We start from the raw sequence: 13,411 nt of genomic DNA, 5'->3' as shown, positions 1-13,411 counted from the left end.
CGGTCAGTCCGGAACCGGCACGGGTTCTAACAGTTCGGCGCGCGACTCCGGCGCGGCCGCACGCAGGGCATCAGCGGATTCGTCATCGGGTTGCCGCTGCGATGCCACCTCCGCCTCGACACGCGCGAGATAGGTCTGCACCTCGAAGTCGGTACGGTCGCTGTCCCAATCAAGCAGCGGCGCAACAAGATCGGCCACTTCTCGTGCGCTCTTCACACCGCGATCCGGGTACTCGATCGCAATCCGTGTCCGCCGGGCCAGCACGTCTTCGAGGTGCAGTGCGGCTTCGCTGACCACCGCGTAGACCACTTCGACACGCAGATACTGGGGCGCCGCGGCCAAGGGTTCGAGAAGGCTCGAGTCCTTCTTGGCGTAGGCCAACACCTCATCGATCATCGAGCCGTAGCGGTTCAGCAAGCGACGGATGCGGTAGGGATGCAACCCGAATCGCTGCCCGAGCTGATCGCACTGGTTGATCAGGGCGTGGTACCCCTCGGCCCCGACCAGGGGAACCTTGTCGGTGACCGACGGAGCCACCCGCACCGGGATGAAGTCGGTGATCGCGTCCACCGCGTCGGCGGCCATCACCCGGTAAGTGGTGTATTTCCCACCGGCGATGGCGACGAGACCGGGCGCGACCTCGGCCACGGCATGTTCGCGGGACAGCTTCGACGTCTCGTCGCTCTCGCCCGCCAGCAGCGGCCGCAGGCCCGCGTAGACGCCTTCGATGTCGTCGTGGGTCAACGGCGTGACCAGCACCTCGTTCACCTTCTGCAGGATGTAGTCGATGTCCGCCCGGGTTGCCGCGGGGTGAGCGAGGTCGAGATTCCAGTCGGTGTCGGTGGTCCCGATGATCCAGTGCGTCTCCCAGGGGATGACAAACAGCACCGACGTGGCGGTGCGCAGGATGATGGCCGATTCGCTGACGATGCGGTCCCGTGGGACGACGATGTGGACGCCCTTGGACGCGCGGACCCGAAACCTCCCGCGCTGCTTCGACAGAGCCTGGATCTCGTCGGTCCAGACACCGGAGGCGTTGATGACGCAGTGACTGCGGATATCGGCGGTCTCGCCGGTCTCGGTGTCTCGCACGCGGACTCCGCTCACCCGGTCGGCCTCCCGCAGGAAACCCGTGACCTGGGTGGAGGTTCGGATGACGGCGCCGTAGTGCGATGCGGTGCGGGCCACCGTCAGGGTATGACGTGCGTCGTCGACCACGGTGTCGTAGTACGTGATCCCACCGGTGAGCGAGTTGCGTTTGAGCGCAGGGGCAATCCGCAGTGCGCCCGACCGTGACACATGACGTTGTCCTGGAACGGATTTGGCTCCACCGAGTGAGTCGTACAGGAACAGGCCGGCGGCCACGTACGGCCGTTCCCAAACCCGGTGGCTCAGTGGATACAGAAACGGTAGGGGCTTCACCAGGTGCGGCGCCAGCGTGCTCAGCGACAGCTCACGCTCATGGAGCGCTTCGCGAACCAGACCGAACTCGAGTTGCTCGAGGTACCGCAAACCACCGTGGAACATCTTCGATGAGCGGCTCGATGTTCCCGATGCGATGTCGCGGGCTTCGACGAGCGCCACGCGCAGACCGCGGGTTGCGGCGTCGAGCGCAGTGCCCACACCGACGATGCCGCCGCCGACCACCACCACGTCGAACAGCTCTGTGGACAGCCGTTGCCAGGAGTTCTCCCGGTATCGAGGGCCCAGGTCGGACGGTCGATCGGGGTCGAATGCCGCTGCGCTCATCGCTATCTCCTTTGGTCACGGGTCGATCACCTGCCGCCGCGAACTCCGAAGCGGGCGAACCGGCCGGACTACCGCCGACAACGCTACCCGCTGGTAACCGGTCCGCCACCGCAAGTGGACCGGCCGTGTCCAAGTAGACAATCTGCAGAGATGGTCATGCGAAACTCGTTCCTGTGAGCAACAGCACCGGTTACATCGCTTCCATCGATCAGGGCACCACGTCCACCCGCTGCATGATCTTCGACCACGCCGGCCGAGTGGTCAGTTCTGAGCAGATCGAGCATCGGCAGATATTCCCGAAGTCCGGTTGGGTGGAACATGACGGTGCGGAGATCTGGCGCAACGCCCGGAGGGTGACTGCGGCCGCGATGGCCGCTGAAGATCTGTCCACCGCAGACATCCACGCCGTGGGCATCACCAATCAACGTGAGACCACGCTGCTGTGGGATCGCGCGACCGGTGAGCCGATCTATAACGCCATCGTGTGGCAGGACACCAGAACTGCGGCACTCTGCGAGGAACTCGGCGGCGAACACGGTGCTGCGCGGTATCAGGATCGCACCGGCCTCCCCCTGTCCACCTACTTCGCCGGGCCGAAGATCCGCTGGATTCTCGACAACGTCGACGACGCGCGTGCACGTGCCGAGGCCGGTGAATTGTGTTTCGGCACAATGGATACCTGGCTGGTCTGGAACATGACCGGAGGGCCCGACGGAGGTCGACACCTGACCGATGTGACCAATGCGTCGCGGACCATGCTGATGGACATCGAAACCCTTCAGTGGGATGAGGAGATCTGCGCGGAGATGCAGATCCCGATGAGTCTTTTGCCGGAGATCTGCAGTTCGTCGCAGGTGTACGGACGGGTACGCGAGCGTGGGGCCCTCGCCGACGTGCCGATCGCGGGCATCTTGGGTGATCAGCAGGCGGCGACGTTCGGTCAGGCGTGCCTGGAGCCCGGCGAAGCGAAGAACACCTACGGCACAGGCAATTTCCTCCTCCTCAACACCGGCGAGGAGGTTGTCCGCAGCAGCCACGGATTGCTCACCACTGTGTGCTACAAGATCGGCGACAAGCGACCCGTGTACGCCCTGGAGGGCTCGATAGCCGTGACGGGTTCGCTGGTGCAGTGGCTGCGGGACAATCTCGGATTGATCAGCGCCGCAAGTGAAATCGAGACGGTGGCGCAGACCGTGGATGACAACGGCGGCGCCTACTTCGTGCCCGCCTTCTCCGGCTTGTTCGCGCCGCGTTGGCGGCCCGATGCCCGGGGGTGATCGTGGGTTTGACCAGGTTCGTGAACAAGGGCCACATCGCGCGGGCGGCTTTGGAGGCCACGGCGTTTCAGACCCGTGAGGTGATCGAGGCGATGCAGGCCGATTCCGGTGTCGAGTTGTCGACCCTGAAGGTGGACGGAGGCATGGTGGTCAACGAGCTGCTCATGCAGTTCCAGTCGGACATCCTCGGTGTTCCCGTGGTACGTCCGGTTGTCAGCGAGACCACGGCTCTCGGTGCGGCGTACGCGGCCGGGCTGGCTGTGGGCTACTGGGGCACCGAGCAGGACATTCGCGACAATTGGATGCAGGACAAGTCCTGGGAACCGTCCATGGCAGCAGAGGACCGGGATCAGCGGTTCGCCGAGTGGAACAAGGCAGTCGAGCGTAGCTACGACCTGGCCTGACCTCAGGTCCGGTCAGGGGTGTCGGGGGTGTCGGGGCCGTCGGGGTCGTTCGCGTTGCGGCTGCCGGCTCCCGGATTCGTACCTGTTCCCGGCACCGCGGCCGAGCCGGACTCGCCCGGCCTGGCCCAGTCACCCAGGACGGGTGGTCCGACCAGCGGAAGGCGCCCGATGATCTCCTCGGCGTTCTCGCGGGTGTGCAGGTAGGAAGGTGCCCGGTGTTCGCCTTCTTTGTCTCTGCCCGCGCCGCGTCCGGCTGCGCCCGGCGGGATCATCGGCGACCCACCACGAGTCGACGTGGTCGGACCGGACCCCGGCATGGGCCCGCCGCCGGCTGTTGGCGTCGCGAGGGGTGTAACCGGGCGTGCGGCAAGCGATTTCGGGTCGGCACCTGCGCTGACTCCGCCACCCGCTCCGAGTCCTCCACCGCCGCGTGCTCCGGTCCCGGCCCCTCCACCTGTTCCTGCGCCCGCAATCCCCGGACGGGTTCGAGCAGAGGTCGTCGCAGCGCCGGTCGTGCCGGCCCCGTGTGCTTGTCCGGCGACCGGTGACCCGAAAGCCCCGTTGAGCGGGCCTGGTGTTGATCCGCCGGCTTGTGCTGGCTCGGTTTGGCCCACGTCACCGAGTGAGAGCGGTTTGTCTTCTACCGGGTCACCGTGGAAGGTCTCTTGTCCACCGGTGGGGCCACCGGGCCCAGCGGGACCTGGTGCGCCCGCCATGTTGTTGCCGCCACCGACGCCTCCGAGTAGCCCTGAGTTGTCGCCGCTGCCCGAACCGCTGCCGTTGAGACCGGCTGGATGGGTGTCGATCGGTTGGAAGTCGGCCCCCAGCTGCGGCAGGGGTACCCCGGTGTATTCGGGTAGCGAGCCGTTGGCGCCGATGACCGGGTTGCTGTACATATCGGTCATCGTCGTTGCCAGTTCAAATTGTTGCAGTACCTGCCGGGCGACACTCGCAGCGTTGCCGCTGTACTGGGCATCGAGGTCTGCGACGCTGCCCTGAGTCTGCGACAGGATTTTTGAGATGGCCGAGATCTGGTCCGCTATCTGCATTCCCACCGATGCGGAGTCGTCCATATGGCGAATCGCATCCATCGTCGCGTGCCGCGAGCCGGTGACCGACTCACCGTGGAACTCCCCTTCCGGGTACAGCCGTCCCAGCGTGGCGTAGTAGGTGTCCGACGCTGCCCTGATCCTCGCCGCGATCAACCTGATCGCTTCAGCGTCTGCTTCCGCCGAACTCGGCGCCATGCTGGCGCACACCGACCGTATCTCGTCGATCGCGTGCCCGAACCAGTCCGTCTGCCCAATTGGCTTAGGCGCCATGAACTCCCCCGATTCACCTAGTCAGTGCTATATGCCTAGTCAGTGCCGTTTGCCTAGTAGTGCCGCTTACCCACCAGTGCCCGCCCCCAGGCGCCTCGCTGACTTGAACTCCAAAGTCATGTCCGCACTCATACTCCCTTGCGGGCTTTAGCCAGGGATCTTGTCGATGTATGCGCGCGTGAAGTCTTCGACGAGCTTGCAAGCGTCAATTTTCTGACCTTCATCAGATGTCGACGTGACAACGTTAGTAACTACAGCCGCAGAAAATGACTGGACGTATGTCGAGCAAGCTATGCTCCGTTCGTGATTTGCCTCGAACAACCCAACGGTTCGACCATTTATCACAATGTCTGGCTTCCACACATTTTCAACGGTTCCCGCGCGATACTCGGATAACGACCGAGAATTGGTCACCAGATTACTTAACGAGAACCGGTTGGGCATGAACCAACTACAGCCACGGATGCCTTGGCCGTTCACGATTGCAGCATCTTCGATAACCGTCGGATCAATATGGAATCGTTCAAGCTCTTCATCCGAGAATGAGACACAAGGTTCGTAGGGCGAGCCGTTGTTGTAATCGTTCCACCGATCCGGAAAGGGGTTTTCGAACGGCAGCGGAATGGGCTTTGCAACGCTTTCCGTGGTCACTATTGTCGACTTCGTCGAAGCCACCTTTGATGACAGAACCTCTGAAGCGGCGACTGCGTCCGTAGTTTTGTCGTCTAGGTGTAATGACCAGGGACGTTGTGAACGGTGTGGCACCAGTAAATAGGTGAGGACCTCCGGTATCGGTGTGGTTACCACAACTACAGCGACTACCAAGAGGTCCTCATGTCCCACGCTAATGCCTTGCTCGCTCCGAAGGGCAGATTGAAACTCGCAACAACTATCGTCGTAGACGGTTGGACGATCCGGCGAGCTGCCGAACGGTTTCAGTGCTCGCCCACCACCGCCAAGAAGTGGGCCGATCGGTACCGGGTCGGTGGCGAGAAGGCGATGGTCGACCGCTCCAGCCGCCCGCACCACAGCCCTGGACGTACCCCGAGCAAGACTGAACGGCGAATCATCAACCTGCGCTTCACACGCCGCTGGGGACCGCACCGCATCGCCTACCACCTGCACCTGCCCCGCAGCACCGTCGGCGCGGTCCTACGACGCTTCACGATGCCCTTGTTGCGGAATCTGGACCAGAACACCGGCCTGGCGGTCCGCCGACCGACACCGCGCCGATACGAGCACGACGCCCCGGGCGACCTGATCCACGTCGACATCAAAAAGCTGGGCAAGATTCCCCACGGCGGCGGACACCGCAAACTCGGACGCCAAGAAGGCAAGCGCAACAACAAACGACAGGGCCTGGGCTACGCATTCATCCACCACGCCGTCGACGACCACTCCCGGCTGGCCTACTCAGAGATCCTCGGCGACGAAAAGAAGGAGACCGCCTCAGCGTTTTGGATCCGCGCCAACGCCTACTTCAACCTTCACAACATCACCGTCAAACGAGTACTCACCGACAACGGATCCTGTTACCGCTCAACGCTATTCGCTCAAGCACTCGGCGAGACCATCAAGCACAAACGGACCCGCCCATACCGGCCGCAAACCAACGGTAAGGTTGAACGATTCAACCGAACACTCAACCAAGAATGGGCCTACGCCCACACCTACCTCTCCGACGAAGCCCGCGCCGCGACCTACCAACACTGGGTCCATGAATACAATCACCACAGACCACACACAGGCATCGACGGCAAATCACCCATCGACCGCATCACTGTGCACAACGTCCCCGGGAAGAACATCTAGGCTGCATCCAGCAAGCAGCAACACCAGGGCGATTGACGCTATGGGCCTACGTCGCATTGCGAAAGCGCTGTTCTGCGTCACTGTCACTAACTGCGAGTTCGGTCCCAGCGCCTCGACATTGCACCGCCAGCTGCCTTAAGTAGAGGGTTTCAGAATTAATTGCACCTTTGAAGGAACTAGGCCCTTCGCCATATAGAAGCAACCTCAAGTTCTCGACAATGCCGACGCCCTCACTGCAAGAGCCCGCCCAGTTTGTGGCGAGCACGTCCCTTAATCGGCCACCCTCTTGGTCAAGCACAGTTGCAAATGCGTCAGCGGCTCTTGCCAGCTCATCCCACTGCGCATCGGTGAACTTCACTTCGTCTGTCACAGATCACTCCCCCGTTAGACCCCTCGCTCGGGGTTAGACGTTAACCGGTCCTCGCTGGTTCCGTCCGATCCGTCCGCGGTTAGGTGGCTGCACCGCCGTGTTCGGCTGCTTGTTCCCGTTTTGGCGTAGCCAGGTAGTCGAATCCCTGGCCAACGAACGGCCGCCGCCCATCTTCTCGCGCGACCCGCACGGGTACACACACCAACGACCGGGCGACATCCAGCGCAGCCGCGACCCGTCGTAACCAAAGCTGGTCGCCGCTAGTGCTCTGGTAGGTCGGCCGGGTTCTCGCAGTCACCCGCGTCAGCGACGTCTAGATCTGGGCTTACCATCGACTCGGCCAGGTTGTGTTGCTGTATCTGCATGCGTTGTTCGCGTTCGTCGAGAGTTGCTTGGCGTTCGGCGATGATTCGCTGCCATGCCTCTTCGATGGTGTGGTCGGTGTGGTGAGCCCTGTTGATGCGTGGTTGTTGGTCGGGGTCGATGTATGTGGGTGGGATCCACGCGACTCGGCCGGCGTCGGGACCGTCGGTGACCATCACCGTCTGCCACTGGTCCTCGCCGGGCCCGATCATTGCGTGATGCGGGATGCACGCCGGGGCCAGTTCGTCGATGTCGGTGTGTCCGCCGTCGACCCAGGCGGTGGTGTGATGAATTTCGGTCCAGGAGATCGGGTTGCGGCAGCCTGGGCTGGTGCAGCCTCGGTCTTTGGCGAACAACGCCATCCGTTGGCCTTGCTGGGCAGTGCGTTTGGCCCGAGCGAAGTAGAGCACGTCCGCGGAGTGGTTGGCGAACACTGCCAACGACCAATCCGAGCGGGCGGCGAGTTCGAGAGCGTCCTTGACCGGTAGGTCAACACCTGAGGCGGTGTGGGCAATCCCGGCGGCCTCATCAAGCTGTTGTTTGGTCATGGTGATGATGACCTGCATGGGCAGGCCACGGTGGGAGGTGCCGAGCAGTTTGTACTCGAGGATGGTCTTCAAGATCGCTTTGAATGCGTCGTGTTGACGTTGGGCGCGGGAACGGGTGTCGCGGCCGGCCGCGGCCTCGATGATCGCTGGATCCATGGCCGGGTCGTCTGCGGCGCCGGTGGGTGAGTTCGGGTCATCAGGGTTGTTCATCCCGGGTGCTGCCCACACGTCCATCACGGTCCGAAACAGGGCCAACGTTGCCGGGTCGAGGTTGCCGGTAATTTTGGCCATCATGTCCAACCCTTGGGGACCGTCGGATAAACCCCGGTTGCGTTTGCGGTCGGCGTCATCGGTGAGCGATCCGTCCGGATCAACCCGGGCCAACACTTCCCGCCCACACACTTCGAGCTCAGTCGGAGTCGACGTGCGGGCGTTATCGGTCAGCCACGTATCGACCACGTCATACACTTCCGGCGCTGACTTGTGCGGAATGCGGTCGCGGACCTTGAGCATCACATCCATATGCGCCAACCCAATCGCACCCTCGGCCAACGCTTCCGCCGCGGCCGGACATTTCGGGGGCAACGCCTCGCCCTGCATCGACAACAACACACCAGCAGCATCAAGTGCTTTCAATCGCGAGGAGGCATCACCACGAGAGACCCGCAGCTCACTCATCACAAACCGGTGCAACGTGGAATGACCAGCCTTACGGAACAAGCCGCGGTCGTTCACCTCCTGCAACCGCTTGAGGCCTTGAAAGGTCAGTGCCCGAACAACTCTCTCGTTCACCCGCACCAACTCAGCAACCTGCACATCGTCAACATCAGCTGCTGACGCACCAGCAATCCGCTGCAGCACCGCATCAAGATCGCGATACAACCCCACCAACACCGGAACCGACGGTGGATCCACCGTCACCGAATCACTCATCGAAAAGCCCCCCAGCCTGTCGAACGCTTAGGGCAATTCTATCAGCGAAACTCGATTTTGTCGAACATGCGTTCGACTACTGGACCGATCGAATCGACTCATACGCGACCGCCAACCGCCGCACCCCTTCGGCCAGTTGATCAGGAGGGAGTGTGGCGAAACTCAGTCTGAGACAGTCCCTGAAGTCGGCGTCCACAGCAAACGCAGCGCCGGGAACGAACGCCATACCGGCATCTACCGCAGCAGGTAGCAACTCCGTCGTATCGATGCCCGGCAGTCGAACCCAGCAGAACATGCCCCCCTCAGGAGCCGTGAACTGAGCCGCCTCGCCAAACATCCGCTGCAGCGATTCGGTCAAAGCAGTTGCCCGAGAGGAATACTCGGAGCAAACATCAGCGATGTGCCCGGAGAACCACTCTCGGTCGGCCAGCAGATCTGCGACCATCAACTGGCTGAAGGTAGACCCACACAGATCAGCCCCCTGGCGTAGTCGCTCCACCAATGCGACCAGTTCGGGCGGGCCGCTCATCCATCCCACCCGCAGTGCAGGCGCGAGAACTTTGGACGCAGTACCGAGCAGGACCACCCGATCACTATGAGCAGCAATCGGTCTCACCTCTGCGCCCGAGAAGCGAAGTTTGCCGTAGGGATCATCTTCCACCACCACGAACCCGAATTCGTCGGCCAAACGGGCCAGCTCGACGCGATTCTCCTCAGACGCGCTCACACCACCAGGATTGTGGAAGTTACTGACAGTGTGGACCATTCGCGGTCGCTCCCCCTCTTCCAGCCACTCCCTGAGCAAGTCGACATCGATTCCACTCGGTGTGATGGGCAAGGCGCGAACCCGCGCCCGCACCGACTGGAACACCTGGAGAGCTCCCACGTAGACAGGGTCGTCCACGATGATCAGATCACCTGGATTGACCAGCGCGTGCGCCAGCAAGAACAGTGCCTGTTGCGACCCGTGCGTCAGCAACACCCGCCCAGGGTCGTCGGTGCCGGTGTATTCGGCGACAACCTCGCGACACGACGACACACCGGCGCTCACGGTGTACTGCAGAGCGGTCGAGTCGGCGATGATCCGGGCGGCCGATTCCGCGATCCGTTGCGCGGGAATGAGTTCCGTTGCCGGAAGCCCGCCTGCCATGCTCAGCACGTTCGGCTGTTCGGTGAGCTTGAGCAGGTCACGGATGGCCGACCCACGCACGTTGGCGAGTGCGTGCGACGCTTCGTACCGGGGACTGAGGACAACCATTCGATTCACTCCAACACATTCTGAAGACTACGAGGACAGAAGGTGATGAGTGTGGTCACCGATCAGGGCACGTCAGGTCAGCGCCCACACCGAACGTTAGCGGGCGTGACCGAAATGTGAAACTGGTTTCTCAACCAGTGAGAACTGGCTAGTCGAGATCGTCGTGACGAACCAACTGGCGCGCCGCCTCGGTGACCGATCCGGACAACGACGGGTACACCGAGAACGTGGCCGCGAGGTCACTGACCATCAGCTTGTTCTGCACCGCAAGCGCAATCGGCAAGATCAACTCCGACGCATTCGGAGCCACCACCACGCCACCGATCACCACACCCGTCGCGGGCGGCAGAAGATCTTCACGAATCCGCGCCGCAACCCGCTCATCTTCGCGCGCGGGTTGGTGGCCAACGGCAGCATCACGGTGCGAGCGGGGTACTCCCCCGAGTCGATCGCCTGCTGGCTCACCCCGACGGTCGCGATCTCCGGGCGTGTGAAGATGGCCGAGGCGACGGTCTTGAGCTTGATGGGCGTGACGCCCTCACCGAGTGCGTGGTACATCGCGATACGGCCCTGCATGGCGGCAACGGACGCCAGCGGCAACAGACCCGTGCAGTCGCCGGCCGCGTAGATCCCAGGCACACCGGTCCGCGATACCCGGTCCACCTGGAGGTAGCCGCCTTTGGCGAGTTCGATTCCGACGGCCTCGAGGCCGAGGTGGTCGGTGTTGGGCACCGAGCCCACCGTCATCAAGCAGTGCGACCCCTCCACCGTCCGGCCGTCGGACAAGATCACCTTGATCCCGTCAGCCGTGCGTTCGACCTTGTCGGCGCGCGCGTGCTTGACCAGCTTCACGCCGCGCTCGGCCAACACGTCCTCGAGCACAAGAGCAGCGTCTTCGTCTTCGCCGGGCAACACCCGGTCGCGGCTGGACACCATCGTGACGGGAACGCCCAGCTCGGTATAGGCGTGGACGAACTCGGCACCGGTGACACCCGAACCGACCACCACGAGGTGCTCCGGGAATTCGTTCAGGTCGTACATCTGGCGCCATGTGAGAATGCGCTCGCCGTCGGGCTGCGCGTCGGGCAGCACCCGCGGCGACGCGCCGGTTGCGATCAACACCACATCCGCGTCCAGGACTTCCTCGGCGCCGTCGGATCCGTCCGGGTTGATCGTTGTCGCGATCACGCGGTGCCGGCCTCGTCCCGACTCCTGCTCTCCGAGCTTCGCGCGCCCTGCGATGATCCGGACGCCCTCGGTCAGCAGCCGCGACCGGATGTCGGACGACTGCGCGAATGCGAGGTCACGCACCCGCTGGTGGATCTGCGGCAGCGACACGAGTGCGCCGTCGTAACGAAGGTTGATGCCCAGGTCGACGGCCCGGCGGACCTCGGTGCGGATGCCGGCGGACGCGATGAAGGTCTTCGACGGAACACAGTCCCAGAGCACGCAGGCACCACCGATGCCGTCGCTGTCGACCACAGTGATGTCGGCCCCGTAGCTGGCAGCGGCAAGCGCCGACTCGTAGCCGGCGGGTCCGCCGCCGATGATCACGATCTTGGTCAATTCAGCTCAACTCCCTGGAGATGTCGGGTGCCCCGAGCGGCGGGCTGCCACGTAACGAATCTAGTCGATCTGCAGTCCTGCTTTCCCGATGGGCGGATGACCATCTAGGCTCCTCCCCGTGCCCATCTACGCCGCATACGGCTCGAACATGCACCCCGAGCAGATGCTGGAGCGTGCTCCCCACTCGCCGATGGCGGGTACCGGATGGCTGACGGGCTGGCGGCTCACCTTCGGCGGCGGCGACATCGGCTGGGAAGGCGCGCTGGCAACAGTCACCGAAGACCGCGACGACCCCGACGCTCGCGTGTTCGTGGTGCTCTACGACGTGACCGAGGACGACGAGTCCAGCCTCGACCGTTGGGAAGGCTCCGAACTCGGCATACATCGCAAGATCCGGGCACGTGTCGACACCGCCGACGGCCCCGTGTTGGCATGGCTGTACGTCCTCGACGCCTTCGAAGGTGGACTGCCCTCGGCCCGCTATCTGGGCGTGATGGCCGAAGCCGCCGAAATTGCGGGCGCGCCAAGCGATTACGTTCACCAGCTGCGACTTCGCGAGTCCCGGAACGTGGGTCCAGGACCCGAGTAGAGACGCCCGGAGCCGGCGACGTCAGCGCATGGTCTGGCCGGCAGCAAGTACCACTCCGGCCAGCGCCCGAACGCCGATGGCCAGGGCCCGCTCGTCGAGATCGAAGTTCGGCTGGTGCAGATCTGTCTGCGGCCCGTGCCCGCTCCAGACCCCTAGTCGGGCCATGGCGCCCGGAACGTTCTCCAGGTACCACGAAAAGTCCTCGCCGCCACCGGATTGAGCGGTCTCGGCCAATGCCTCGGGACCGATGTTCATCACCGATTGCCGCAACATTTCAGTGGACATCGGGTCGTTGACCACCGGGGGAACACCTCGTTTGTAGACCAGGTCGTACCGAACGCTGAGCGGAGCGAGCAGTCCCGAGATGATCTCGCGCACCATCGGCTCCAGCAACGCCCACGTCGCGTGGTCACCGGTGCGAACGGTGCCGCGCAACCGGCCTTCCTGCGGTATCGCGTTCGGCGCGTCGCCGGCATGCGCAGACCCCCACACCATCACCGTGCTGGTTCGTGGGTCGATACGCCGCGACAGCACCCCCGGCAGGCCGGTGATCACGGTTCCCATCGCATAGACGAGGTCAGCGGTCAGGTGTGGGCGCGAGGTGTGCCCGCCCGGCGAATGCAACACCAGCTCGACGTGATCGGCCGCCGACGTGATGGCCCCTGGCCTCAACCCGACCTTGCCCACTTCGAGCTTGGGGTCGCAGTGCAGGGCAAAGAACTGGCTGACGCCCCGGGTGACACCGGCAGCGACCGCATCCACCGCACCGCCGGGCATCACCTCTTCGGCGGCCTGGAACACCAGCCGCACTCCGATCGGCAGATCGTCCATCGAGGCGAGCGCCTTACCGACGCCCAGCAGGATGGCGGTGTGCCCGTCGTGACCACACGCATGGGACACCCCCTCCACCGTGGAGGCGAACGGTTGCCCGGTGCGTTCGGCGATGGGCAGGGCGTCCATGTCCGCGCGGAGCCCCACCAGCGGGCCCGCCGCCCGAGATCGCACACGACGCCGGTTCCCTGAGGCAGGATGCGCGGCGAGAGACCTGCGCTGGTCAACTCGTCGAACACCACTCGAGTGGTCCGCAATTCACCCCGGGACAGTTCGGGGTTGGTGTGGAAATCACGACGCCACGCCACCAGCTGCGCACTGTTCTGCGCCAGCCAGCTGTCCAGCTCTTTGAGGAAACGTTCCGAATCCACTCTCTGCCCACTCATGTC

The 13,411-nt window shown here is 63.6% G+C and carries 7 protein-coding genes and 3 pseudogenes; 3 read left to right on the top strand and 7 right to left on the bottom strand.

The features are described from left to right. Positions 1–3: 3 nt before the first annotated feature. A complete protein-coding gene (gene glpD / locus MVA47_RS13655) occupies positions 4–1,749 on the bottom strand; it encodes a glycerol-3-phosphate dehydrogenase (RefSeq protein WP_099381924.1) in 1,746 nt (581 codons plus the stop codon). A gap of 233 nt (positions 1,750–1,982) precedes the next feature. On the opposite strand from glpD, the pseudogene glpK reads away from it, so the two are divergent. Next, a pseudogene (gene glpK, locus MVA47_RS13650) lies at positions 1,983–3,430 on the top strand (glycerol kinase GlpK). 2 nt (positions 3,431–3,432) lie between these two features. Here glpK and MVA47_RS13645 read toward each other — a convergent pair. Further along, positions 3,433–4,752 (bottom strand): hypothetical protein, encoded by a 1,320-nt coding sequence (locus tag MVA47_RS13645; RefSeq protein WP_247208337.1) that lies wholly within the window; start codon positions 4,750–4,752, stop codon positions 3,433–3,435. A 147-nt stretch (positions 4,753–4,899) separates the two neighbouring features. Next, a complete protein-coding gene (locus MVA47_RS13640) occupies positions 4,900–5,403 on the bottom strand; it encodes a DUF3558 family protein (protein ID WP_247208336.1) in 504 nt (167 codons plus the stop codon). A gap of 183 nt (positions 5,404–5,586) precedes the next feature. Between MVA47_RS13640 and MVA47_RS13635 the strand changes: the two genes are divergently transcribed. After that, on the top strand, positions 5,587–6,564 hold the full coding sequence (locus tag MVA47_RS13635; protein WP_247208335.1) for an IS481 family transposase: 978 nt from the start codon (positions 5,587–5,589) through the stop codon (positions 6,562–6,564). Between the two features lie 630 nt (positions 6,565–7,194). On the opposite strand, the gene MVA47_RS13630 is transcribed toward MVA47_RS13635, so the two are convergent. From MVA47_RS13630 to MVA47_RS13620, 3 genes and pseudogenes are all read right to left on the bottom strand, one after another. Beyond that, positions 7,195–8,778, bottom strand: coding sequence for an HNH endonuclease signature motif containing protein (locus MVA47_RS13630; protein WP_247208334.1), 1,584 nt, complete (start codon positions 8,776–8,778; stop codon positions 7,195–7,197). Between the two features lie 76 nt (positions 8,779–8,854). Further along, positions 8,855–10,036, bottom strand: a complete 1,182-nt coding sequence (locus MVA47_RS13625; RefSeq protein ID WP_247210761.1) for a PLP-dependent aminotransferase family protein — start codon at positions 10,034–10,036, stop codon at positions 8,855–8,857. 148 nt (positions 10,037–10,184) lie between these two features. Then, a pseudogene (locus MVA47_RS13620) lies at positions 10,185–11,602 on the bottom strand (NAD(P)H-quinone dehydrogenase). A gap of 118 nt (positions 11,603–11,720) precedes the next feature. Between MVA47_RS13620 and MVA47_RS13615 the strand changes: the two are divergent. Further along, positions 11,721–12,191 carry a gamma-glutamylcyclotransferase gene (locus tag MVA47_RS13615; protein WP_247208333.1) on the top strand — a complete coding sequence of 157 codons (471 nt, stop codon included), beginning with the start codon at positions 11,721–11,723 and terminating at the stop codon, positions 12,189–12,191. Positions 12,192–12,212: 21 nt separating this feature from the next. Here the strand turns inward: MVA47_RS13615 and MVA47_RS13610 are convergent. After that, positions 12,213–13,408: pseudogene (locus MVA47_RS13610) on the bottom strand (amidohydrolase). Positions 13,409–13,411 lie beyond the last annotated feature (3 nt).

The organism is Williamsia sp. DF01-3 (genome assembly GCF_023051145.1).
Taxonomy (GTDB): domain Bacteria; phylum Actinomycetota; class Actinomycetes; order Mycobacteriales; family Mycobacteriaceae; genus Williamsia.
This window is presented reverse-complemented; position numbering and strand designations above follow the sequence as displayed.

Bases quoted from the DNA above. Each gene is read 5' to 3' on its own strand.
- MVA47_RS13625 (WP_247210761.1), bottom strand. From the start codon at position 10,036: ATGGTTGTCCTCAGTCCCCGGTACGAAGCGTCGCACGCACTCGCCAAC.
- MVA47_RS13645 (WP_247208337.1), bottom strand. From the start codon at position 4,752: ATGGCGCCTAAGCCAATTGGGCAGACGGACTGGTTCGGGCACGCGATC.
- MVA47_RS13630 (WP_247208334.1), bottom strand. From the start codon at position 8,778: ATGAGTGATTCGGTGACGGTGGATCCACCGTCGGTTCCGGTGTTGGTG.
- glpD (WP_099381924.1), bottom strand. From the start codon at position 1,749: ATGAGCGCAGCGGCATTCGACCCCGATCGACCGTCCGACCTGGGCCCT.
- MVA47_RS13635 (WP_247208335.1), top strand. From the start codon at position 5,587: ATGTCCCACGCTAATGCCTTGCTCGCTCCGAAGGGCAGATTGAAACTC.